Consider the following 23,686-nt stretch of genomic DNA (forward strand, 5'->3'; position numbering starts at 1 on the left):
AGGTTCCTCAGGCGGCGGGCTCGGTGACCGTCGGGCCGAAGGCCGCGGGAAGGGTGGCGCGGGAGGTCTCGCGGATCTCGTCGACGGTGAGGGTGAACACGTCCTGCACCTCGAGGGCGGGCTCGCTGTCGGTGACGCCGATGCGCAGCACCGGGTAGTCGCGACCCTCGCAGAGGCCGCGGAACTTCACGTCGTCCTCGCGGGGCACGGTCACGATGACGCGTCCGGTCGACTCCGAGAACAGCGCGGATGCGGCATCCACTCCGTCGCGTTCCATCAGCTCGGTGAGCCAGACGCGCGCGCCGACGCCGAAGCGCGAGACGGCCTCGGCGAGCGAGACGGCCAGGCCACCCTCGGAGAGGTCGTGCGCCGACGAGATCAGCCACTCGTCGCGGGCGGCGGCGAGCAGGCCGGCGAGGCGGCGTTCGGCCTCGAGGTCGACCTGCGGCGGCAGGCCGCCGAGGTGGTCATGCACGACGTCGGCCCAGGCCGAGCCGGACAGCTCGGTCGAGGTGACGCCGAGCAGGTAGATGTTCTGCCCCTCGTCCTGCCAGCCCGACGGGATGCGGCGCGAGACGTCCTCGATGATGCCCATCACGCCCACCAGCGGGGTGGGGTGGATCGGCACGTCGCCGGTCTGGTTGTAGAACGACACGTTGCCGCCGGTGACCGGGGTGCCCAGCGCGTAGCATCCGTCGGCGAGGCCGTCGACGGTCTGGCCGAACTGCCACATGACCTCGGGGTTCTCCGGCGAGCCGAAGTTCAGGCAGTCGGTGATCGCGGTGGGCGTGGCGCCGGTGACGGCGACGTTGCGGTACGCCTCGGCGAGGGCGAGCTGCGCGCCGCGGTACGGGTCGAGCTGGCTGTAGCGGCCGTTCGCGTCGGTGGCGATGGCGAAGCCGAGACCGGACTCCTCATCGACGCGGATCATGCCGGCGTCGTCGGGGAAGGCCAGGGCGGTGTTGCCGCCGACGTAGTAGTCGTACTGGTTGGTGATCCAGCTGACGTCGGCCAGGTTCGGCGATGCGATCAGCTTCAGGAACTGCTCGCGCAGCTCGGCCGGGTCGTTCGAGCGGGGCAGCTGCTCCGCAGCATCCGCCTGCAGCGCGTCGATCCACGTCGGGTAGGCGACCGGACGGTCGTAGACCGGGCCGTCGACGGCGACGGTCGACGGGTCGACGTCGACGATGCGCTCGCCCTGCCAGTCGATGATGAGGCGGCCGTCACCGGTGACCTCGCCGAGCACGGAGGTCTCGACCTCCCACTTGTTCACGACGGCCATGAAGGCGTCGAGCTTCTCAGGAGCGACGATCGCCATCATGCGCTCCTGCGACTCCGACATGAGGATCTCCTCAGCGGTCAGGGTGGGGTCGCGCAGCAGCACGTTGTCGAGCGAGACGTGCATGCCGGAGTTGCCGTTGGCGGCCAGTTCGCTGGTCGCGCACGAGATGCCGGCCGCGCCGAGGTCCTGGATGGCCTCGACGAGCTCGTCGCGGTACAGCTCGAGGCAGCACTCGATGAGCACCTTCTCGGCGAACGGGTCGCCGACCTGCACGGCGGGCCGCTTGGTGGGGCCGCCGTCGTCGAACGAGTCGGATGCCAGGATGCTGGCGCCGCCGATGCCGTCGCCGCCGGTGCGGGCGCCGAACAGGACGACCTTGTTGCCGGTGCCCGTGGCGTTGGCGAGCTTCAGGTCCTCGTGGCGCAGCACGCCGACCGCGAGGGCGTTCACGAGCGGATTGGCCTGGTAGACCGAGTCGAACACGGTCTCGCCGCCGATGTTCGGCAGGCCGAGGCAGTTGCCGTAGAAGCTGATGCCGGCGGTGACGCCGTGCACCACCCGGGCGGTGTCGGGGTGGTCGATGGCGCCGAAGCGCAGCGCGTCCATGACGGCCACCGGGCGGGCGCCCATCGAGATGATGTCGCGCACGATGCCGCCGACGCCGGTCGCGGCACCCTGGAACGGCTCGATGTAGGAGGGGTGGTTGTGCGACTCGGCCTTGAAGGTGACGGCCCAGCCCTCGCCCACGTCGACGACGCCGGCGTTCTGGCCCATGCCGACCATGAGTCGCTGCTTCATCTCGTCGGAGACCTTCTGGCCGAAGCGGCGCAGGTAGTTCTTGGAGCTCTTGTACGAGCAGTGCTCCGACCACATCACGGAGTACATCGCGAGTTCACCGGAGGTGGGGCGGCGGCCCAGGATCTCCTTGATGCGCGCGTACTCGTCGTCCTTGAGGCCGAGCGCCGCGTACGGCTGCTCCTTCTCAGGAGTCGCTTCGGCGTTGGCGACGGAATCGGGGACGTGCTGAGTGGTCACGCGGGCTCCAGGAGAGAAGGGAGAAGCGGGGCGTGTCCAGTCTAGTTCCCCGACGCGCGGTCCATCTCTGCTGCCGGATCACCGGCTGAGCGTGCGGCCCGCCGATACCGGCGGTTCCGGGCGCCCAGCAGCATCGTCGCCGCGAGGGCGGCGATGACGGACGCCGTCAGCACGGCGACCTTCCCGTGATCGGCCTGCCCGCTGCCGGCGGCGAAGCTGAGCTCGGTGACCAGCAGCGAGACGGTGAAGCCGATGCCCGCGAGCACGCCGACGCCGGCGATGTCGATCCAGCGCAGCGCGGGGTCGAGGTCGATGCGCCGGATGCGGGTCACGAGCCAGGTCGCTGCAGTGATGCCCAACGGCTTGCCCAGCACCAGCCCGACGACAATGCCGACGAGCACCGGATCGGCGGCGGCCGAGGCGAGCCCGTCGACGCCGCCGATGGCGACGCCGGCCGAGAAGAACGCGAACACCGGCACCGCGAACCCGGCCGAGAGCGGACGGAACCGGTGCTCGAAGAGTTCGGCCAGTCCGGGGCCGGCGTCATCCGCACGATCCGCCCTCTTGTGCAGCACCGGGATCGTGAAGCCGAGCAGCACCCCGGCGATCGTGGCGTGGATGCCCGAGGCGTGCATGAGCGCCCAGGCGACGAAGCCGATCGGCAGCAGGATCAGCCAGGCGGCGGCGGGCCTGGCGTGGAACAGCCGGCGCGACAGCTGCGCGATCACGCCGTAGACCGCGATCGTCAGCAGCGCGAGCAGCAGCGGCACCAGGTCGATCGAGTCGGTGTAGAACACCGCGATGATGGCGATGGCGATGAGGTCGTCGACGACGGCCAGGGTCAGCAGGAAGATCCGCAGCGCGCCCGGCAGGTGCGACCCGACCAGGGCGAGCACGGCGACGGCGAAGGCGATGTCGGTGGCCGTCGGGATCGCCCAGCCGCTCGCCTCGTCGGCGGAGGCGCCGACGACGGCCAGGTACAGCAGTGCGGGCACCGCCACGCCGCCGATCGCGGCGACGACGGGCACGACGGCCGTGCGCGCGGAGCGCAGGTCGCCGGCGACGAACTCGCGTTTCAGTTCGAGGCCGACGAGGAAGAAGAAGATCGCCAGCAGGCCGTCCGCCGCCCAGTCGCCGAGCGGAAGCTTCAGGTGCCACGGCTCGTAGCCGATCTCGGTGTCACGGAGCGCGAAGTAACTGTCGGCCCAGGGGGAGTTGGCCCACACCAGCGCGACGGCGGCGAAGGTCACCAGCAGGATTCCGCCGATGGTCTCTTTGCGCAGGATCTCACCGATCCTGCGGGCCTCGGCGCGGGAGGCGACGGGGAAGACCGCACGGAGGCGGGGCGGACGGGAGGGGGCAGGCGACATGGCGGCCTTTCGGTCGACGGACAACGACGTCGACCAGGCTTCCCGACTCTCCGTGGACGAGCTTACCGGTGGGGGTTGCGTGGTCGCTGATCGCGAGTCAGGTGCGACCGCTCGACGATCCGCTCCAGCACGCTCACGGCCTCGCCGGTGCCGTCCTCCTGCGACATCCGCTCGGCGATCTCGGGTGCCCGGCGGCGGTGCTCCGCCGAGTCGACGAGCTCGCGCAGCCGGGCGGACAGTCCGTCGGCAGTGATCCGCTTCTGCGGTAGCGGTTCCGGGCCGGCGCCGAGGAGGTGCACGCGCTTGCCCCAGAACGGCTGATCGCCGAGCACGGGGCAGGTCAGCGTGGGGCGGCCGGCGCGCAGTCCTGCGGCGGTGGTGCCCGAGCCGCCGTGGTGCACGACGGCGGCGACCAGCGGGAACAGCTCGGCGTGCGGGGCGTCGTCGATCACGTGCACGTGCTCGTCGTCCGACACATCGATGCCGCCCCAGCCGCGCGAGACGACCAGGCGCACGCCCGCCGCCCGCGCCGCCTGCTGCACGGCGAGGCCGCGCGCCGCGGCATCCGTGCGGAATCCCATGCTCCCGAAGCCGAGGTACACCGGCGGTTCCCCGTCGTCGAGGAACGCGCGCAGCGCGGGCGGCGGGGTCCACGCGACGGGCGGCTCCGGGCGGAACCACGGTCCCGTGATGTGCGCCGAGTCCGGGTAGTCGGCCGGGCGCGGCACGATGTGCCGGCTGAACGGGTAGAGCACCGGCACCTGCTCACCGTCGCGGTGCAGGTAGTCGCTGAGACGGCTCGCGCGACGGATGCCGAGCTCGGTGCGGCGGAACCGGTTGATCATGCCGCCGTAGGCGATCGCCGTGAACCTGTTGAACTGGTAGGTCGCGCGGTTCAGGGGGCCGGGGAGGTCCGCGGTGAGGAACGGGATCGGGAAGGCGCGGGTCGGGGTGAGGAACGGCAGCGGCAGGGATGCCACGAACGGCACTCCGAGGCGTTCCGCGATGTGCGGTCCGGCCAGCGCCTTCGGGTGCGAGATGACCACCTCCGGTTCGGTGCGCTGAGCGGCGCGCCACTGGTCGTCCAGGGACTCGCGCATCGCGTCGGTCATGCGGCGCATGGTGCGCACGGCATCCGTCGGCTTGATCACCGTGGTCATCTGCTCGCGGACAAGTTCGTGCATCCGCGTGGCGCCCGGCTCGAAGCCGACGCCCGCGGCCTCGGCGTCGGCGCGGTAGGGCTCGGGGGCGCACAGCACCGGATCGTGGCCCTCGGCCCGCAGGCGCTCGGCAAGCGCCAGATAGGGCTCGACGTCGCCGCGGGTGCCGAAGGTGGAGATGAGTGCGCGCATGGTCTGCTCCTGGCTCGTTCGAACGAACTGCCGACCAGACTTCCCGGCGCACCATCGGCGAGACTACGCCCTTCATCGGCGGAACGACAGCCCTGGCGTCGAGGTGTCGTCGGTGGCGCGGCGCACCGCCGTGGTCTACCGCAGCGCCGCCCGCGCGAACAGCCGCACGTCATCGCTCGTGCCGCGATCGGACTGCCGCTTCCAGTACTCGTCGGCGACATACATCAGCACCTGGTCCGCGTGGAAGGTGGCGTGACGGATGTCGCGCTCGGTGAACGCGCATCCGGTCGATGACGCCCAGCCGCTCATCTCCATGCCGAACGCCACCGTCTCCCAGCTCCGGGTCTTCGGCGTGCCATCGGCGATGGAGAGGAGTTGCAGCACGGCAGCATCCGTCTCCGCCTCGCCGAGCTTGCGATACAGCCCGCCGGCGACCAGGCGCAACTGCTGGAGAGGGTCGCCGAGCGCCTTCTTCGCCGCGGCGCTCAGCAGCAGCCGACCCTTGGCGACGCGGACCAGTCCGATGCGCTGAGCGGTCTCTCGCAACACGAGGATCGGCGGCGTGACGTCTTCGCGGTTGCCCTTGCCCATCCCTTTCCACTCCTTCATCCAGCCGAGCTGCGTCATGCCGTCGAGCACGGTGGCAGGGGGCATCCACCCGGCTGCGGTCAGCGCGAGCCCGCCTGTGCCGACGGCGTCCATCAGCCACCCGAACGGGCGGATGATGCGCGCGGCATCCTCCGGCGCGATGTCGACGGGGTCGAGGATGCCGGTGGCGTGCAGGTGCCGGCGCAGCTCGGAGCGGATCGGCGGAGGCAGCTGAGACAGGAAGACCGCGAGCGGCGACGCATCATTGAAGTCGCCTGCCCGGCGATGCCGATCGGCCTTGACGATCCCCGACATGTCGTCCGCCGCATAGCCGGACGACTCCGCAGTGAACCGCAGGTTCAGTTCGGACTGCATGCCGACCAGGTCGAACGCTCCGGGTCCGGTTCCGGCCCATGGGCCGACAGTCGCACGCATCCAGCTGACGATCTCATCGTGCTCCGGATGCCGCGGATCGGCGGCGATCTCGAGCTTCTCGGTGTACCCGCGGAGGCCGCCGGAGTCCTCGAAAGGGCCCCGTCGGGCACCGTCGAGTAGCACGACCGGCGCGAACACCGGATCGCTCTGGTGCCGACCGGTCACGTCGGTGCGCACCGTCCAGCCGTCACCGAAGTCGTATTCGTACCAGAGCGCGTCCATCGTTCTGAGGACGTCCTCGACGCGGTATTCGATCTCGGAGAGGGCATCGTCCTCGGCGTCCGGGGCGTAGGGCGACTCCCAGCGGCGTCCCGCGCCGCCGGGGACATCCGGATCGGCATCCGTGAACTGGTGCAGGTGCATCTCGCGCCAGCCGAACAGCAGCTGCAGGGCGTCGTGCAGGTCGGCGAGGCGCAGCGAGCCGTCGATCTCGAGCTCGCGCCAGATCTCGGGGGCGCTGCCGACGAGAGTCGCGCGCAGGCGGTATCGGGTCATCGTTCCTCTTCCGGAAGCCAGGGATTCACCACTCGGGCGCCGGTGCCCTCGAAGTCGCGCACGTTCCGGGTCGCGATGACGGCATCGGCGCGGACGGCGATCGCGGCGATCTGTGCATCGCCGATGCTGATCGGACGTCCGGCTGCGCGTCGTCCGGCGACGATTCGGCCGTACTCGATCGCATCCGGGGTGGCGAAAGGCAGGATGCGTTCGCGGAACCCGTCGAGCACGCGTGCGAAGTTCTCCGTCAGCAGTCTGCGCTTCGCGCCGACGGGCAGGAGAGCGATTCCGAGCGACAGCTCCGCAACGACGGGGGCTGCGGTCCACACCTCCTGGGTTCGAAGCTCATCGAGCCACGCGTGAACTCGGCCGTCCGGGTCGGGTTGCATGAACTCCGACACGACGTTCGTGTCGAGCACGATCACGGCAGATCCATGGGTTCGGGGAACTCGTCCCGTGGCGGAATGGGTGGGGCCCCGACGCCACCGAAGGTCTCGACGAGGAACGTGCCGAAGCCCCGTTCATCGTCGTCCACTGCTACCGCGGAGGTCAGGATGCTCCGTGCTTCTGCTTCCATGGAGCGGCCTTCACGCGCCGCGCGCACCTTCAACGCCGTCACGGTGCCCTCGTCGAGCCCGCGCACTGTGATGGTGGCCATGGCGTCGCCTCCTGACTGCAATGCTGGCATTGCAGTCACACGATACGCCCTGAGGTTCGTCATGTCACCAGGCTGTCGGGACCCACCGACGCCGCAGCGGGCGGATGCCGCGAATGTGGACAGCGCACGCTCTCCGCCGGCTGTGCAGGGTGATTGACGCCCGGGTCGCTGTCCGATACTGTCTCCGAGGTTACCTAATCGAATCGAGACCGGATGACATCGGGCACCCCGCGCACGCTCCGCACCCTCAACGAGGGCGCGGTCCTCGATGCGCTGTTCCGGCACGGCCCGCTGACCAGGCCCGAGATCGAACAGCTCACGGGGCTGTCCAAGCCCGCCGCCGCGCGGCTGCTGCTGCGCGTCGAGGAGGCGGGCGTGGTGGTGCGCGACGGCGAGCGGGCCAGCAGGTCGGGCCCGCCGGCCCAGGTGTGGCGGGCGAACCCGCGGGCGGCGCTGGTCGCGGGCATCACGGTGACCGCCGAGCGGATCGCCGCCGAGGTGTGCGATCTCGACGGCTCACCCCTGGGTGAGGCCTCTGCAGACAACACGGTGACGGATGCCGCGCAGATCGCGCCCGCGCTGCGGGCGCTGCTCGAGGCGGCGCTGACCGACTGCGGTGCGGATGTCGCGCAGGTGCGCGACGTCACGATCGGCGTTCCCGGTGTGATCGACCCGATCCCCGGTGTGCTGCGGCACAGCGGACGACTGCCCGCATGGGTGGGCGTCGACGTGATCGGCCTCGTCGCCGCGGAACTGCCGGGGACCACCGTGTACACCGCGAACGACGTCGGCCTGGTGCTGATCGCCGAGGCCGAGTTCGGCGCCGCGCGCGATGCGGCATCCGTCGTGCTGGTGTGGGTGGGCTCGGGCATCAAGGCCGCGTTCCTGCGCGACGGCGAGCTGATGCTCGGCCCGCACGGCTCGGCCGGCGAGATCGGCAGCGTGATCGTGCCGGCGTTCGACGTCGTGCCCGACCGGTCCAGCGAGCGGAGCAGGGCGGTGCCCGGTGGCGGCGTGCTGCTGGAGCAGCTGCTGCAGCCGTCCGCGCTGCAGGCCCTGGAGCTGCCCGCGATCGCCGACCGGCTCGCGGTCGCGGTCTCCTCGGCGGCGGCGCTGCTCGACCCAGAGCGGGTCGTGATCGCCGGCTCGCTGTCGGACGCGTACGGCACGGCGCTCGCCGACGCGGTTCAGGAGCGTCTGGGCTTCCTGCCGCACGACCGCCCGGATGTGCGGTGCGGCGAGCTGGGCGCGCGGGCGCAGGTCCGCGGCGCAGTGTGCCTGTCGCAGCGCAGCGCCCGGGCCCGGTTGGTGGGCGCCGGCAGCCTTGCCGACGTCGTCCTGCCGGTCTCGGCTCGCTGAGGCATCCCGCTCTCCGCATCCATCATCCGGATGCCGGCATCCGGCATCCCTGTCGAAAGGCACCCATGAAGAAGCATCTGAAGGTTCTGGTCGTCGTCGCGCACCCCGACGAGGCCGAGGAGTACGCGTCGGGCACGCTGGCGCTGCTGGCCGATGCCGGGCACCACGTGAAGGTGCTCTCGACCACCAACGGCGACGCCGGGCACATGGAGCTCGGCCCCGAAGACCTGGTGCGCCGGCGCGTGAGCGAGGCGCACGCCGCCGCCGAGATCATCGGCCTGGCCGACTACGAGGTCTGGGACGAGCACGACGGCGACATGGTCGACACGCAGGCGCTGCGGCAGCGGATGCTGCGGGCGATCCGCCAGTGGCGCACCGACCTGATCATCACGTTCACCGACGAGGGCGACGGGCACAACGACAACCGGCTGGCGGGGCGCCTGGTGCGCAACGTCATGGGGCTGACCACCCTGCCGAACCCGTGCCGCGACATCCCGCCGCTCGAGGAGCAGCCGATCGTGCTCCGGATGATCGACTACGGCTCGATCGAGCAGCACCGTGCGGATGTGGCCGTCGCCGTCGACGCGGTGATCGACCGCAAGCTGCGCGCGTGCGCGGCGCACGCCTCGCAGTTCCTCGAGTTCGCCCCGGCGCAGCGCGACCTGCTGCACCTGGTTCCGGATGCTGCGGACACGGCCGCCGTGGACGAGTTCATCGTGAAGCACTGGAGCGAGTTCCTCGAGACGCAGGACGCCGCGCGGCCGGCACTTGAGCGCGCCTACGGGGATGCCGCGAAGGATGTGCGGTTCGCGGAGACGTTCGAACTGGCCCCGTTCGGACGCCCGACGACCGCGGAGGAGGTGGAGCGGATCCTGCTCTCCCGCGGATGAGGTCCGCCGGCCACGCGGTGTCCGGGCACCCTTCCCGGGGTGTTGAGCTTTCCGGGTGTTGGCATGCCCTGGGTCCTGGGGCTACCCCCGGGCGTCGGCCTGCCCGGGCGTTGACCTGCCCCCGGGCGTTGGCCTACTTGCGGCGTTGGCCTTCCTGGGGCGTTGAGGTTCCGCGGGCGTTGGTCTTCCCGGGGTGTTGAGCTTCCCGGGTCGTTGAGCGAGCGGAGCGAGACGAAATGCGTCAGTGCCCCATCGTCACGCCAGCCCGTGGTGCGTGCGGAACAGGTTCTCCGGGTCGTACGCGTGCTTGATCCGCGCGAGCCGCTCGACGTCGTCCGGCAGGTACCCGCTCGCGAGCTCCTCGGCCGTGACGTCCGGCCCGGAGAGGAAGTTCACGCACACCCCGCCCGTGGCCCACGGCTCGACCGCGGCGAACAGCTCCGCGAACCGCGCCTGCAGCGCAGGAGCCTCGTCGGGCCCGGCGGCGCCGCCGACGTAGAGCACGAACTCGCCGTCGCGACGTCCGAGTGCACTGGGCCGTTCGGCCGGTCGCGCCAGCGCCCCGCCGGCGTGACGGAGTTCCAGCAGGAAAGGTGCTGCGGCATCCGGTCCGGCGTGCCGGAGCACCGCCTGCACCGCGTCGGCGTCGAGCGTCCGCAGCATCCGATTGCGGGCGTGGAAGGCGACCGGGATCGTGGGCTCGGCGTGGATCGAGCCGACGGCGGAGTACGGCATCTCGGTCACGGTGTCGGTGATCGGACCGAGCGCGCGGAACGGGGCGATGAGCCGCTCGCCCTCTGCGGCCGAGCCGGTGAACAGGATGCGGAGGTGCATGACGTACTGGCCGCGCAGCGGCTCGGGGAGCACCGGGATGTCGGGCATCCGGATCAACAGGACGGAGGAGGCCATCGTCTCCGGCGGGGTGCGCGTCCACTCCGCCCAGAGCGTGAGCGCCTCTTCGACGCGGTCGGCCGCGAAGTGCAGGCCGCCGCCGTACAGGCGGGCGATCGGATGCAGGTCGATCTCGATCGCGGTCACGACGCCGAGCGTTCCCTTGCCGCCGCCGCGGAGAGCCCAGAACAGGTCGGGCTCGCTGTCGGGGGTGGTGCGTCGCAACACGCCGTCGGCGGTGACGACCTCGATCGCCCGCACGTGGTCCACGGCCCAGCCGAGGCTGCGACCGAGCAGGCCCAGACCGCCGCCGAGGTGGTACGAGACGACGCCGACCTCGGGCGACGAGCCCGAGAGCGGGGCGAGGTCGTTGATCGCGGCGGCCTGCACGAGCTCGCCGCCGCGCACGCCGGCTTCGACGCGCGCCCAGCGGGCGGCCGGGTCGACCGTGACGCCCTTCATCGCGGAGGTGTTGATGAGCAGCTGCCCGTCGGCCGGGCGCGAGGGGCCGTGGCCGGTGGCGAGCACGGCGACGCCGAGCCCACGGCGGCGGGCCTCCCGCACGGCGTGCACGACGTCGTCCGCGGTCCGGGCGACGGCGATGGCCGCGGGGCGGTGCGGGACGGCGAGGTTGTAGCCGCTGCGCGCGGAGTCGTAGGCGGCATCCGTTTCGGTGAGGTAATCGGTCATGTCTCCATCGTCAGCGGCACAGAAAGACCGAACAAGGACGGATGGCGGATGGATCGTTAATGTAGAGCGCATGGAACGTCGTGAGATCGAGGTCTTCCTCACGCTCGCCGAGGAGCTGCATTTCGGGCGGACGGCCGACCGTCTGCTGATCTCGCCGTCGCGGGTGAGCCAGACGATCGCGAACCTCGAGCGCCGGTTCGGCGTGACCCTGTTCGACCGCACCAGCCGGCGGGTGGAGCTGTCGCCGGTGGGTGCGGCGCTGTACGCCGACGTGCGTGCGGGGCACGATCGCATCCAGCGCGGGATCACGGCGGCGATCGCCGCCGGGCGGGGAGTGGTGGGGACGCTGCGGATCGGACTGGAGGCGCCCGCGATCGCCGAGTTGGCCGCGCCGGTGTTCGATCGGTTCCGGGCGGAGAACCCCGGGGTGGAGCTGGTGTTCCGCGAGGCGGGCTTCGTCGATCCGCTCGACCTGCTGCGTGCGGGCGAGGTCGACGTCACGGTGACGAACGGGCCGGTCGACGAGGAGGGGTTCCAGGAGGGGCCGCTGGTGTACTCCGAACAGGTGGTGCTGGCGGTGGGGCGGGAGCATCCGCTGGCTGCACGCGTGACGGTGTCGGTCGGGGATCTGGCCGGCGAGACCGTGTTCCGGGCCGGGCGCCGTGCGGCGCCCTACCGGCCCGAGCCCGACCGCACGGCGCCGACGTTCCTCGACCTGCTGACGCTGATCGCGGCCGGCGAGGGCGTGGTGCCGCTCGCCGCGCACGCGGCGGACTACTTCGCGCGGCCGAGCCTGGCCATGGTGCCGTTCGAGGAGGGCTCCCCGCCGGTGAGCTGGGTGCTGTGCTGGCGCCGTGGTCACGCGACGGCCCGGGTGGCCGCGCTCGCGGCAGCCGCGCGGGGCGTGGCCGGGCGGCGGTGATCACCGGTGTCGGCCGGCGTCCTCCTCCTCGTACGTGCGGAGGTAGGTCACGGCATCCTGACGCAGCCCGAGCACCAGCCACCACACCGGGTAGCCGACGTACGCGACCGCCCCGGGGACGCCACCGACGATGAAGAACGCGAGCTGCCCGGCGGAGCCGGCCGGAAAGGCGTAGGCGAGGGCGAAGAGCAGCATCGCCGCGATGCCGGCGCCGCCGGTGATCATCGCCCAGCGCGCGGTGCGCCGTCCGATGACGGTCGGATGCCGGCGGTCGCGTAGCACGCGCAGACCCGCGGCGAGCAACGTCGCGAACATCAGCACGATCATGGGGATCGCGAACAGGAACTGGGTGTCGAGGGTGGCCTCGCCCGCCAGCATCCTGCCGGTGACGACCGCGCCCGCGACGAGGGCGACGATCGTGAGCCCGGTGAGCACTGCCACGACCGGCGCCGGGCGGAGGGCGTGCCAGAGCAGCACCATGGCGATCGTCTGTGCCGGCACCATGACCATCGACAGCACGTCGTTCGCGGGGCCGAGCCAAGACCAGGTGCGCAGGTTCGCGCCGAACGGGTCGGCGAGGGCGAAGAACAGCAGCAGGGCGAGTGCCGAGGCCACGCCGACGTAGCCGACCACGAGTGCCCACGCTCGTAGTGGCGCGGTCCCCACGCGCCCCTGCCCCATGGCGCTGATGGTACGCCGCCGTCGCCCCGCGCACCATGGGATCTCGTCAGCCGCGCAGCAGTGCTCGCAGCGTCTGGATCGTGTCGGCCTCGGCGGGGGTCTTGTCGGGGCGATAGCCCTTCACCCGGGCGAAGCGCAGGGCGATGCCGCCGGGGTAGCGCGGCGAGTTCTGCACCCCGTCGATGGCGATCTCGACGACCAGCGCCGGCCGCAGGTGGACGGCGTACGGTGTGCGCTCGGTCTCGTACGCGGGGAAGGTCTCGGTCTGCCAGCGCAGCAGCTCGTCGGTGAGACCCTTGAAGGTCTTGCCGACCATCACGAAGCCGCCCGGCTCGCCGAATTCGCCGGTGGGATCGAGGGCGCCGAGGTGCAGGTTCGAGAGCCAGCCGCGGCGCCGGCCGGAGCCCCACTCCGCGGCGAGTACGACAAGATCGTAGGTGAGCACCGGCTTGACCTTGACCCACGACTTGCCGCGCCGCCCGGCAGCATAGGGCGAGTCGATCGCCTTGACCAGCACACCCTCGTGGCCGGCCGCCAGCGCCTCGCGGGAGAGCTGCTCCGCGGCATCCGCATCGTCGGTGACGATGCCGGGCATCCGCCATTCGCCGGCGACCCGCTCGAGCTCTTCGAGCCGGGTCGACAGCGGCTCGTCGATGAGGTCGCGGCCGTCGACGTGCAGCAGGTCGAAGAACCAGGGCCTGAGGACGAGCGCGCGCGAGACGTCTGCGCCGAACCGCGACATGGTCTGCTGGAACGGGCGCGGCCCGCCGTCCTCATCGAGCGAGAGCGTCTCGCCGTCGAGGATGAGGTCGTGGCCGGGCAGGCCGCGCACGACCTCGACGATCTCGGGCACGCGGTGGGTGATGTCGGCGAGGCTGCGCGTGTAGACGCCGACCTCGTCGCCGTGCCGGTGCACCTGGATGCGGGCGCCGTCGAGCTTGTACTCGACCGAGGCGCGGCCGGTGATCTCGAGCGCCGCGGTGGGCGTCGCCGCGGTGGCGGCGAGCATGGGCAGCACGGGGCGGCCGACCCGCAGGCCGACGGCGTCGAGGTCGTCCTCCGTGCCGGTCAGCGCGATCACGGCCGTCTCGCCGAGATCGCCGGAGAGCATGGCCGCGCGACGGACGGATGCCGCGGCGCGGCCGGACGCCTTCGCGATCGCGTCGAGCAGCACGCCGCCGAGTGCTCCGGTGCGCAACTCGCCCAGCATGGCGCGGGCGAGGAAGTCCCACTCGTCCGGCGTCGCGCGCGAGGCGAGGTCGTGGAGCAGCCCGGTGCGCTGGGCGGCGGATCCGGTGCCGGAGGCGTGCGCGAGCGCGTCGAGGGCGTCGTCGACGTCGGTGATCGTGAGGGTCTGCTCGTCGGCATGTTCGACCTTCAGTGCGGAAAGGCCGCGCCAGCCGACGCCGAGTCGGCCCTGCCTCGGCGAGGCGAGCAGCAACCCTGTGAGCGCCGGAAGTTCTTCGGGTGCGGCGCGCTCGAGCAGGCGGGCGAGGGCGGCGATCTTCGACAGCCGCGACGACGTCGCCGTGACCTCGTCGGCGGTTTCGGTGAGCTCCGCGAGCTTCATCTGCTCAGTCTCGCACCGGGCACCGACATCCGTCTCCCCGGCATCCTTCCGCAGCAGCACCGCGGAGTTCTGCCGAATCCCGGACGCCGAGGCGTGAGCGCCTCCGGGATCGTGCAGATCTCCGCAGCGCTGCGGATGCCGCACGTCATCCGGTGTTCAACCGGGGTTCATATGCGCCCAGAAGGATCGAGCGTCGTCGTTCCACCGATCTGAGGAGTTCCTGTGAAGCATCGCTTGTTCCCCGCCGGCGCAATCGTCGTCGCCGTCGTGCTCGGCGCATCCGCCGCTCACGCGGCGCCGTCTGCGCAGTCGCAAGGCCACGCATCCGCCCGTGCTGCGTCGAAGGGCGTCACGGCGAAGCTGGAGACCCCCGCGCTGTGGGATGCCGACGATGCGGATGCCGATGATCCGGCCATCTGGGTCGATGACGACGACGCCCGCCGCAGCGTCGTGATCACGACGGCCAAGGAGGCGGGGATCAATGTCTACGACCTGCGTGGCCGCCTCGTGCAGCACATCGATCCGAAGCCCGCGCCGGGCGAGGACGACGCCCCCGGTCGCTACAACAACGTCGACCTCATCCACGACTTCGAACTGGATGGCGACGAGGTCGACCTGGCGGTCGTGTCGGACAAGGGTCTCGACAACATCGGCATCTTCGCGGTCGAAGACGGCCGGCTGACCGAGGTGACCGACCCGTCGGCCGGCCGGATCTTCAGCGCGTCGCAGGACGACGTCAACAGCGAGCACACCGCGTACGGGCTCACCACGTGGCAGGACGACGACGGTGCGTACGCGCTGGTGAGCCGCAACTCCGAGACGGATGTGGCGCTGCTCGAGCTGTCCGCGCGCGAGGACGGCACGGTCGGATGGGATCTCGTGCGCACCCTGTCGCTGCCGGCCGAGTTCGCCATGCCGGACGGCACGACCTGGACTACCTGCGATGACCCGGGCGAGTACGCGCAGGTCGAGGGCATGGTGGTCGACGAGGCGACCGGCACGGCGTATCTGGGGCAGGAGCTCGTCGGCATCTGGAAGGTCGACGCCGATCTGACCGGTGAGCCGCAGCTGATCGACAAGGCGATCGAGTACGGCCTGCCCGGCACCTATGACGCAGAGCAGGACGAATGCGTGTACGGCGAGAACCCCGGCTTCGGCGGCGACGTGCTGCACACCGACATCGAGGGCCTGACGATCTACTCGACCGGCGACGGCGAGGGATACCTGCTGGCGTCGAGCCAGGGCGACGACAGCTTCGCCGTGTACGGGCTCGAGGACGGCAACGAGTACGTCGGTTCGTTCACGGTGGACGACGGCCGGGTCGACAGCACCCAGCACAGCGACGGCGCGGATGCCGTGAGCGTGAGCCTGCCCGGATTCCCCGGCGGTCTGCTGGTCGTGCAGGACGGCGACAACACACCGGAGGGATCGGACGAGTCGAGCACGAACTTCAAGTTCGTCGCCTGGAAGGATGTCGCGCGGGGCAGCGGCCTCGATCTCGACGTGGCGCGGGACTGACGGTGACGTCGGCCGCCCCGCCGTCGAGACCCCGCCTGAATGCCGGTCATTCAGGCGGGGTCTCGGCGGAGAAGGATAATGCGCGCTCTAGGGTCTCGTGTCGTCGTGGGTGACGATGCGGCTGAGTTCGATCAGGTCGCCGGGCAGTTCCCAGTAGTGCAGCCGCCGCGCTCCGGGAGTGTTCTGCTCGATCGCGGCGCGCCAGCACTTCGCGCCGTCGGCCCGCACGACGTACGCGTCATCGCCGCCCTCGCCGGTGCGCAGCCGGTGCAGGTCGCGGGCGGGGATCTCGCGGTCGCGCCCGGTGATCGCGTCGACGCAGGCGCGTACGGCCTTGCTCAGCTGGTTCTCGTCGAGCTTCGCCAGCGAGCGGATGAAGTCCGGCCCGAAGCGGAACTCCCGCAGCGGCCAGCGGCCGCGCTCACCGGGGGCGGTGCGGTTGCCCCAGGTGCGCTCGATCTCGAACCGGATGCCGTCCTCGGTCGGATCGACGTGCGCACGTTCGGCGGCACGTCGTGCGTCGCGCAGCGCACGGGCCGAGTCGCGCTGGTCCTGGGAGGTCTCGCTGAGCCGTGCCTCGGCCCGGGCGCGCTCCGCGCGTTCGTCTGCGATCTCGGCGCGCAGGCGCTGGTTCTCCTCCCGCAGCCGCTCCAGCTCGGCAGAAGACGCGGGGCCCGGGTCGCCGCCGCTCCGTCCGACCAGGTTGGTCAGCGCGAGCACGTCACCGCGCAGGGCGGTGATCGCCTGCGCCAGCATCCGCACGTCGGTGCGGGTCGCGTAGTCGTCGGGCAGCAGGGGACCCGCGGATGCCGGTGCTGCGGCATCCGGCTTCGCAGCATCCGTTCGCGTGACGCGGCGGTCCCCGCTCAGCCAGGCCGGCCCGTCGGTGACGAGCGGGAAGGCGGGCGTGAGCGGCGCGCTGTCGTCGCGGGCGGAGTGGCTGAGCAGCAGCTCGCCGTGCGGGCCGCGCGCGACGCGCACGCGGATGACGTCGCCGACGGCGAGCACGTCGCCGACCGGGCGTTCGTCGGCACTGACGTCGCGTCGGCGCAGCACGAACGCATGGTCGGGGTGTAGGTGCACCGTGGCGCGCAGATCGGTGACCTTCACGACGAGCGCGAGCGTGTGCGCGCCGTCTGGCAGGGCGGAGAGGTCGGCGGGGAACGGTTCGGGATGCAGTTCCTGTCCCTCGAGGATGCCGCTGACCGGTGCCCCCGGGACGAGTGCGACGGCGAGCGGAAGCGTGGCGGGCAGCAGGTCGCCGGTCGCGGTGACGGTGGTGCCGTCGTCGAGTTCGACGAGCGCGCGGGTGTCGCCGGCGAGGAATCCCTTCACGACGCCGCTGGCCCGGCGCACGGCGTTCGGCGCCGAGGACTCGACGGTGCGCCGCACCTGCTGCACCGACTGCGCCTTCGCGTCGCCGATGAGATCGTCGGTGTCGGCGTGGCCGGGGAACGGGAGTCGGGAGCGGCTCCAGTCCGGGTCGTCGCCGAAGTCGACCGGGTATGAGCGGGCCGCGCCGCCGAAGGCGTGCGTCTTGGGCGGGAGCAGTTCCTCGAGGGCGTGTGTGGCTTTGCCGGTCGCGATGGTGACGACGTCGGCGATGCCGCCGAGCTCATGCCGCAGCCGGTCGTCGTCGAACGCGAACTCGCCCTCCGCCGTGGCCGAGACGAGCACGAGCGGCCGCTGCCTGACGGTGAGGATGCGGGTTGCGAGAGCTTCAGCCTCGCTCGGAGTCGTGACGTCGGCGTACAGCATGGGGTGAGTTTAGGACGGCCCGGCCGCCTGGCCTCGGAGTCGCCCCGAGGTGTCCGCGGATGCCTCGGATCCGGGACTCGCGTCGCGAAATCAGTCCCGGCGGGACGGATGCGAGGGCTGCGTGAGCCTCAGCGGCGGGCGCCGACGAGTGACCGCAGCGCTCCGCTGAGCAGCGGCAGCACGGCGATCATGCCGAGCAGCAGCACCGGGCCGCCCCAGCCGAAGTCGTCGGTCTCAGTGCGCAGCGAGGCACCGATGATGGCCATGATCGCGACGGCGCCGACCGTGCCGACGGCGGTGAGCACGATGCCGAACACCCGCAGTCCGTCGGACAGGCTCCGGCGGGCCGCGGGGATCAGAGTCAGCGCGAGCAGGAGCACCGTGATGATGATCATCAGGATGAGGAGCGTCATCAGCAGCCAGGCGATGCCGCCCCATGGCGAATCGGCGCCGTTCAGCGGTGCGAGGGTGGTGGTGATCACGCTCCAGTACTGCTGATCCTCACCGCCGGCATGGGTGGTGGCCAGCGGCAGCGTCAGGCCGAGCACCAGCACGACGCCCACGATGAGGGCGTAGGTGCCGACGAGCATGCGCTCCAGCACGTCGACTCGGGCGCGCAACTCGCGGATCTCGATGCTCTGGTCGGTCATGTCTGCCCCTCTCGGTTCGGGGCCAGAGTACCGGCGCGGGGCCGTCGCGTGGGGAGGCAGCGCCCGGCGGGTGAACTCAGATGCGGATGTACGCCGCCCCGTCGAACTGCGCGTCGCTGAGCGCGACCACGGCGGCGGGCACGGTGAGGATGCCGGGCTGCAGCGCGTCTACCGGGATGCCGTGCCCGCGCAGTCCGCCTTCGCAGGCCTCGATCGTGGCGGCATCCGGGGTCGGCAGCGGAGCTGCACCGGCGGCGACGCCCGGGATCGCGGGACCGTTCACGATGATCCGGATGTCGGTCTCGGGCCGCGCCGCGTGCAGTGTGTTCGCGATGCCGACGGCGCGCACGATGTCCTCCGGACGGTCGGAGACGTGCAGGATCACGGTGCGCTGGGTCATGGTGCCATTGTGCCCGTGCCGGTCGTTGAGCGCCCTTCGTCTCGTCGCTTCGCTCCTCGCTCAGGATCCGCGAAGCGAGCGCCGTACCGAGCGTGCGGAGCGAGACGAAGTGACGAAGGACGCCTTCAGCTTCCCGAGGTGCTCAAGATGGTGGGACGCTGTTCCCATGCCCACCCGCCGCGCTCTCGTCACCGGGGCGTCGAGCGGCATCGGGCGCGAGATCGCACGAGCGCTCGCCGCGGACGGCGCGCACGTGCTCCTCCCCGTGCGCGATCGCGCCCGCGGAGAGGCGACGGTGCGCAGCATCCTCGAGTCGGTTCCGGATGCCGCACTCGAGATCTGCGATCTCGATCTGGCGGACTTCGGCACTGTGACCGCGCTCGGCGAGCGCCTGCGGAGCGAGGGAACCCCGATCGACCGCTTCGTGATGAACGCCGGGATCGTGCTGCTCGGCGACCGCGAGCGGCACGTGACGGCCGACGGTCACGAGCTGCATCTGCAGACGAACCTCCTCGGGCACGCGGTGCTGACGCGCGAGCTGATGCCACTGTTGGTCGCTGCTCGCGCCCGCGTCGCGGTGCAGGTGAGCATCGCGGCCACGCGTGGACGGCTCGACGATCTCGAGGGCGAGCGGCGGTACAGCGCGTGGCGCGCGTATGCCGGGTCGAAGCGGGCGCTGGGGCTGTGGGCGCTGGAGCTCGCTCGACGAAGCGGCGGCATCAGCGTGAACCTGTGCCATCCGGGTGTGGCGCCGGCGACGCACATCGCGCCGGCGCTGCGCAGCCGGCTGCCCGGCGGCGAGGAGCGCTGGCTGCGCTGGATTCCGGGGAACAGCCCGGCGCAGGGCGCTCAGCCCGCGCTGATGGCGCTGGAGCGGCATGCAGCACCCGGATGCTTCTTCGCTCCCGGCGGATGGTTCGGGCTGGCCGGTACCCCGCGGGAGCGTCCGCTGTTCCGCGCGCTGCGCGACCCGGCCGCGGGGCGACGGTTGTGGGAGCTCGCCGAGGCCACGCTCCCCGCACCCTGAGCGAGGAGCGCCAGCGACGAGACGAAGGGCGCTCGCTCCGTACGCTCCGCACCCTGAGCGAGGAGCGCCAGCGACGAGACGAAGGGCGTCCTCCGTCACTTCGTCTCGCTTGGCTCGCTCAGTACGGCGCTCGCTCCGCGGATCCTGAGCGAGGAGCGAAGCGACGAGACGAAGGGCGCTCAGGGTCCGGTGGCAGACGAAACGCCCCCGGTTCCCCAGGGGCGTCGCGTCTCGCAGCATCCGATGTCTTACTGCACCGACCATCCACCGTCCGACGCGAGGATCGCGCCGTTGATGTTGACGGCGTCGTCCGAGAGCAGGAACGTGATCGACGCGGCGAGGTGCTCGGCCGTCGCGACGGTCGGGATCGCCTGCTGGAACGGCGCGAGGCGTGCGGATCCGTACTCCGACATGTTCGGCGGCATCGGAATGCCGGTGGCCACGCCGCCCGGTGCGACGGAGTTCACCCGGATGCCCTTGGGCCCGTACATGAACGCGGCCGACTTGGTGACGCCGATGATGCCGTGCTTGCTGGCGGTGTAGGCGTTGCCCGAGGCGTTGCCGCGCAGGCCGGCCTCGCTCGAGACGTTGAGGATGGCTCCGCGACCGGCGGCCTCCATGACGGGGATGACGGCACGCATGAAGTGACCGCGACGGATGCCGAGCTCGGTCTGAAGCTCAACGCGCGCCTGGCGGCGCCGCTCCGGGAGTGGACTGCTCTGCGGCTGGCGCGGGCGGTGGTTGCCGGGGATGTGCGCGCGGACGTGGATGCTGGGGTGGTGGCCGATCAGTTGATCGCGATCGGCACGTACTCGGCGCTGGTGGGCGGGCCGATGGATGCGAGGAGGGTCGACGGGATGGTCGATGGGATCCTGCGGGGATCGGGTCGTGAATCGGCGCCGATAACGATCGCGTCACACCCTGTCGAAGCTCAGGAACCTGAGGTACTTTGGTACTTCAACCTGGGGGAGGATGCGACATGGCTGCGACGCTTGCGCCGATCAAGGTGGACAGCGAGACCGACGAGCTGATCTCCCACGCTGCCCACTTCCTGCGCTCGTCCAAGAAAGACGTCGTCGATGTCGCTGTGCGCGAGTACATCCAGAACCATCGCGACGAGATCCAAAGGGCGGCGCTCGATGCGCTCCGCACACTTGACGGTTCGACCAAGAGCGCCGTTCAGCTCATCACCGGCGCGAGCGCTGAGGAGCTCGACGAGCTGGGCGGCTTCAGCAGCTGATCGCATGTCTGACGTCGTGGCTAGCCTCGATTCATGAGCAGCGTGCGACCGACCAAGCGGAGCCTGGACGATCTCGGTCTCGGCTTTCCACCGCTCGATACTCCGCTTCACGAGATCAAGCATGAGCTGATCGCCAAGGCCCAACGTCTGCCCGATGAACATGCGTCCGGGGGTGCCGAGAGAATCCTCGCGATCAGCGATCGACTGTGGTTCAAGGTGAAGGTCGGCGAGTCCCGAGGGGCAGGCGGCCAGATCGAGGCGGGCGACTGCGATGTTCCTCAACGGTGGTGGCTCGTGGCTGGAGGTCTTCGCCGGGCGGACTCGAAGGAGCAGGACTTCTACGCCCGCCTCGAAGTCGAGTGTCGGCGCGCGGGAGCGGGCACCTCAGCATCAGTCAACAGCGATCACCTGCTCCCGCAGGACATCGACAAACGACGTTTCGAAGCTGAGCAAGCAGCGCTCGGCGTCATTGCGCTGCAGCGGGCAGTGCGCGAGGGTATTTCCAGGTCGGCAAACAGCGGCCATCCAGTAGAAGGGGTCGCCGGCCGCCAGCGTCTGATCATCTGGGTCAAGTCGGGTGACGCTGACACATACCTGGCGATCTCGGCAGAGGGATTCTTCGATCCGAAGGAACTCGCGATCATCCTGGACGCAGTGCCTGGAATGACGGCCGACGACTGGGCGATCGAGCCCAGCGAAGTTCTCGGTATCAAACCTGATGTTGGTCAGCTGGTGTACTCAGCCATGATTCCGCCGGAGTCGTTGGCTGAAGTTCTCGCAGCGGACGACGGTGACGTTCTGTAGGCCGAGTTCAGCGCGGCAGCGGTGAGAAGAGGCTCCGCACCCGCTCCCTCAGACCGCGATCACACACATACACATACGTCCCCCGAATCCCCCGCGTCAGCAGCACCCCGTAGATGTTCCGGATGAACACGAGCAGCTCGTCATCCCCGAATGCACCCTTCAGATGCCCGGTATTCTCCTTGCCCTTCTTGTCGCGGTATGCGTCCCAGTCCGCGACGATCTCGTCTCCTGAGACGCGCAGATCCGGCCCGATGATGACGCCGGCGTAGTTCAGGTCGTAGCCCTGCACCGTGTGGATCGATCCGACCTCTTCGAGCGAGCCGGGAGAGTTGATCCAGTCCTTGTCGGTGCTGTTCCACCGCATCCGCTCGCCGTCGATCTCGATGTCGTGTGCCGATGAGTCGTTCTTCGACACCCAGTCCCAGGCGTACCCCGCGACCATCCGCGACAGTCCGACCTCGGCGTCCCGCGCGCGGATCGCGGCACGCATCTCGCCGACGTCGTCGAACAGCCGCAGGTCGTACTCGCCAAGATCTGGCCGAGACGGGTCCTCGCCCCGCAGCATCCCTCGGACGAACTCGACGTAGTCGGCGCCGGCGCGCACGCGCATCTGCGTGCTGAGTCGGTAGTACCGGCCGGCATCCCGGGCGCCTCGCAATTCGGCATCCAAGGTCGCCGGCGACAAGTCGTGCGGGCGCACGCTCTGCGCGCCGTCGACGAGCAGCAGCTGGTGCCGGCTGCGCGCCTTGATCCAGTCGAGCTGAGTGTGTTTCGCATCATCGTCCCCGAACAGTGCGCGGTTGATCTCGGTGAACTTCTTGTTCTGTACGCCGGATGCCTGGTTTGCGCGCTGCCCGATGCGGTGAGTCTCGTCGACGAGCACCAGGTCGTACTCGACATCCGATTCGCCGAGCTGGAACGGTGTCATGACCATCTTCGGGTCGAGCTTCGGGGTTTTCTTGAACACCTCTTTGACCGACTTCCGCAGTGCCTGCTGCGGGATCACGAGGGCCATGCGCAGGTCGCGCAGCAGCTCGCTGTTCTCGGGCACGAAGAACTCGGTGAACATCGAGTCGGGTTCGAGGTCGTCGTGTGCGCGATGGTCGCGGATGTCGGCGAGCAGCTTCATCAGGAAGATCGCGATGATCGTCTTGCCCGTGCCGGGGTCGCCCTGCACGACGAGCGTCGATCGGATGTCGGGATGCTGCAGATCCTCGAGCAGCCCCTCGACAATGTCGGTGACGGCGATGGCCTGATCGCTGTTGAGCGCCTTGAAGGGCGACAGCTTGAACAGATCGGAGTTCTCGATCTGCGGGATGCTGCGCGAGAAGAGACCCTCGGAGCGGAGCGCTTCGAAGACGTCGCGGAACGACTCCCGGTACAGCTCGCGGTCGTAATACTGCGCGTCGGTGAGCCCGTCATTGCCGTTGAGCAGCTCGTACTGACCGTCGCCGTGGAACCAGCGGATCAGGTGCGACTCGAGATCGAGGCAGACTGACTTGTTGAACTTGTCGTCGACGACGACGCGGATGCTTTCGAGCCCCGCATCCTTCTTGGGTCCGTCAAGGTGCTGCCGGATGCGGTTGTGCGCGCTGACGGTCTCGCCGACGTAGAGCTTGCGCTTGCCATCGAGCAGGTAGACCACGGGCCAGTTCGTGTGCTGCTGATCGGTCTTCGCCCAGTCATCGACGTCGACGCGGTTGAACGCGACATGACGGATGCTGGTCACGAATCGAGCTCCGTGTACTTGGTGGTGCGTCCGCGAGCCTTCTCGACCGGATACTTCGTGCGGGTCTGCTCGAGCTTGCGCAGCACGATCTCGTCGAGATCGACGCCGAGGACCCCGGCGAGGTGGATGCAGTACGTGACGACGTCGGCGAGCTCGTCCTCGACCTTGCGCTGGTTGAACTCCGGGCCCCACTGGAAACACTCGAGCAGTTCGGCAGCCTCGATGACGATGCTCTTCGCGAGGTTCTCTGGGGAGTGGAACTGCGCCCAGTCGCGTTCGGCGGTGAACGCGCGGAGGGTCTCTATGGTCTGCTTCGACGGCATGGGAGGGAGGGTAGCAGGG

21 protein-coding genes and 1 pseudogene are annotated in these 23,686 nt (G+C 70.2%); 7 read left to right on the top strand and 15 right to left on the bottom strand.

The genetic code is table 11. The features are described from left to right. Positions 1-7: 7 nt before the first annotated feature. From purL to DY023_RS11060, 6 genes are all read right to left on the bottom strand, one after another. Positions 8-2,317 carry a phosphoribosylformylglycinamidine synthase subunit PurL gene (gene purL, locus DY023_RS11035; protein ID WP_116242394.1) on the bottom strand — a complete coding sequence of 770 codons (2,310 nt, stop codon included), beginning with the start codon at positions 2,315-2,317 and terminating at the stop codon, positions 8-10. Positions 2,318-2,358: 41 nt separating this feature from the next. Next, positions 2,359-3,687: a Na+/H+ antiporter NhaA gene (gene nhaA / locus DY023_RS11040; RefSeq protein ID WP_116242395.1), complete on the bottom strand. Its 1,329-nt coding sequence runs from the start codon at positions 3,685-3,687 to the stop codon at positions 2,359-2,361. Positions 3,688-3,749: 62 nt separating this feature from the next. Continuing rightward, a complete protein-coding gene (locus DY023_RS11045) occupies positions 3,750-5,039 on the bottom strand; it encodes a glycosyltransferase (RefSeq protein WP_116242396.1) in 1,290 nt (429 codons plus the stop codon). Positions 5,040-5,174: 135 nt separating this feature from the next. After that, on the bottom strand, positions 5,175-6,557 hold the full coding sequence (locus DY023_RS11050) for a plasmid pRiA4b ORF-3 family protein (protein WP_116242397.1): 1,383 nt from the start codon (positions 6,555-6,557) through the stop codon (positions 5,175-5,177). Continuing rightward, positions 6,554-6,982 (bottom strand): type II toxin-antitoxin system VapC family toxin, encoded by a 429-nt coding sequence (locus DY023_RS11055; protein WP_116242398.1) that lies wholly within the window; start codon positions 6,980-6,982, stop codon positions 6,554-6,556. Before DY023_RS11055 ends, DY023_RS11050 begins: the two co-directional genes overlap by 4 nt. Further along, positions 6,979-7,215: a FitA-like ribbon-helix-helix domain-containing protein gene (locus tag DY023_RS11060; RefSeq protein WP_116242399.1), complete on the bottom strand. Its 237-nt coding sequence runs from the start codon at positions 7,213-7,215 to the stop codon at positions 6,979-6,981. Before DY023_RS11060 ends, DY023_RS11055 begins: the two co-directional genes overlap by 4 nt. Before the next feature lie 213 nt (positions 7,216-7,428). Between DY023_RS11060 and DY023_RS18380 the strand changes: the two genes are divergently transcribed. Next, entirely contained in the window at positions 7,429-8,574 is a 1,146-nt protein-coding gene (locus DY023_RS18380) for an ROK family transcriptional regulator (protein WP_116242400.1), read from the top strand. Positions 8,575-8,639: 65 nt separating this feature from the next. Continuing rightward, positions 8,640-9,464, top strand: a complete 825-nt coding sequence (locus DY023_RS11070) for a PIG-L deacetylase family protein (RefSeq protein WP_116242401.1) — start codon at positions 8,640-8,642, stop codon at positions 9,462-9,464. Positions 9,465-9,719: 255 nt separating this feature from the next. Here the strand turns inward: DY023_RS11070 and DY023_RS11075 are convergent, their stop codons facing one another. Next, entirely contained in the window at positions 9,720-11,045 is a 1,326-nt protein-coding gene (locus DY023_RS11075; protein ID WP_181905816.1) for an FAD-binding oxidoreductase, read from the bottom strand. Positions 11,046-11,115: 70 nt separating this feature from the next. Between DY023_RS11075 and DY023_RS11080 the strand changes: the two genes are divergently transcribed. Next, positions 11,116-11,967, top strand: coding sequence for a LysR family transcriptional regulator (locus DY023_RS11080; RefSeq protein ID WP_116242402.1), 852 nt, complete (start codon positions 11,116-11,118; stop codon positions 11,965-11,967). Here the strand turns inward: DY023_RS11080 and DY023_RS11085 are convergent, their stop codons facing one another. Continuing rightward, the gene (locus DY023_RS11085) at positions 11,968-12,648 is read right to left on the bottom strand and encodes a hypothetical protein (protein ID WP_147303291.1); all 681 of its coding nucleotides are present in this window, start codon (positions 12,646-12,648) and stop codon (positions 11,968-11,970) included. Between the two features lie 46 nt (positions 12,649-12,694). Next, positions 12,695-14,218, bottom strand: a complete 1,524-nt coding sequence (locus DY023_RS11090) for an ATP-dependent DNA ligase (protein ID WP_116242482.1) — start codon at positions 14,216-14,218, stop codon at positions 12,695-12,697. Positions 14,219-14,440: 222 nt separating this feature from the next. Here DY023_RS11090 and DY023_RS11095 point away from each other — a divergent pair, with 222 nt between their 5' ends. Then, positions 14,441-15,736 (top strand): phytase, encoded by a 1,296-nt coding sequence (locus tag DY023_RS11095; RefSeq protein WP_220347286.1) that lies wholly within the window; start codon positions 14,441-14,443, stop codon positions 15,734-15,736. Between the two features lie 87 nt (positions 15,737-15,823). On the opposite strand, the gene DY023_RS11100 is transcribed toward DY023_RS11095, so the two are convergent. The 3 genes from DY023_RS11100 to DY023_RS18020 form a co-directional block, all read right to left on the bottom strand. Then, on the bottom strand, positions 15,824-17,494 hold the full coding sequence (locus DY023_RS11100; RefSeq protein ID WP_116242404.1) for a hypothetical protein: 1,671 nt from the start codon (positions 17,492-17,494) through the stop codon (positions 15,824-15,826). A 128-nt stretch (positions 17,495-17,622) separates the two neighbouring features. Beyond that, complete coding sequence (locus DY023_RS11105) at positions 17,623-18,144, bottom strand: hypothetical protein (RefSeq protein ID WP_116242405.1); 522 nt, start codon at positions 18,142-18,144, stop codon at positions 17,623-17,625. A 76-nt stretch (positions 18,145-18,220) separates the two neighbouring features. Beyond that, positions 18,221-18,544 carry a DsrE family protein gene (locus tag DY023_RS18020; protein WP_181905817.1) on the bottom strand — a complete coding sequence of 108 codons (324 nt, stop codon included), beginning with the start codon at positions 18,542-18,544 and terminating at the stop codon, positions 18,221-18,223. 166 nt (positions 18,545-18,710) lie between these two features. On the opposite strand from DY023_RS18020, the gene DY023_RS18025 reads away from it, so the two are divergent. After that, positions 18,711-19,571: an SDR family NAD(P)-dependent oxidoreductase gene (locus tag DY023_RS18025; protein ID WP_181905818.1), complete on the top strand. Its 861-nt coding sequence runs from the start codon at positions 18,711-18,713 to the stop codon at positions 19,569-19,571. Positions 19,572-19,819: 248 nt separating this feature from the next. Here DY023_RS18025 and DY023_RS11115 read toward each other — a convergent pair. Next, positions 19,820-20,209 (bottom strand): annotated as a pseudogene (locus DY023_RS11115) (SDR family NAD(P)-dependent oxidoreductase); the annotation flags it as partial. Positions 20,210-20,550: 341 nt separating this feature from the next. Between DY023_RS11115 and DY023_RS11120 the strand changes: the two are divergent. Further along, on the top strand, positions 20,551-20,811 hold the full coding sequence (locus DY023_RS11120; protein WP_116242407.1) for a hypothetical protein: 261 nt from the start codon (positions 20,551-20,553) through the stop codon (positions 20,809-20,811). A 33-nt stretch (positions 20,812-20,844) separates the two neighbouring features. Next, complete coding sequence (locus DY023_RS11125) at positions 20,845-21,615, top strand: hypothetical protein (RefSeq protein ID WP_116242408.1); 771 nt, start codon at positions 20,845-20,847, stop codon at positions 21,613-21,615. A 7-nt stretch (positions 21,616-21,622) separates the two neighbouring features. On the opposite strand, the gene DY023_RS11130 is transcribed toward DY023_RS11125, so the two are convergent. Next, entirely contained in the window at positions 21,623-23,344 is a 1,722-nt protein-coding gene (locus DY023_RS11130) for a DUF2075 domain-containing protein (RefSeq protein WP_116242409.1), read from the bottom strand. Continuing rightward, positions 23,341-23,667: a nucleotide pyrophosphohydrolase gene (locus DY023_RS11135; RefSeq protein WP_116242410.1), complete on the bottom strand. Its 327-nt coding sequence runs from the start codon at positions 23,665-23,667 to the stop codon at positions 23,341-23,343. Before DY023_RS11135 ends, DY023_RS11130 begins: the two co-directional genes overlap by 4 nt. Between the last annotated feature and the right edge of the window lie 19 nt (positions 23,668-23,686).

This window comes from Microbacterium bovistercoris, from assembly GCF_003387575.1.
In the GTDB taxonomy this organism is placed as follows: domain Bacteria; phylum Actinomycetota; class Actinomycetes; order Actinomycetales; family Microbacteriaceae; genus Microbacterium; species Microbacterium bovistercoris.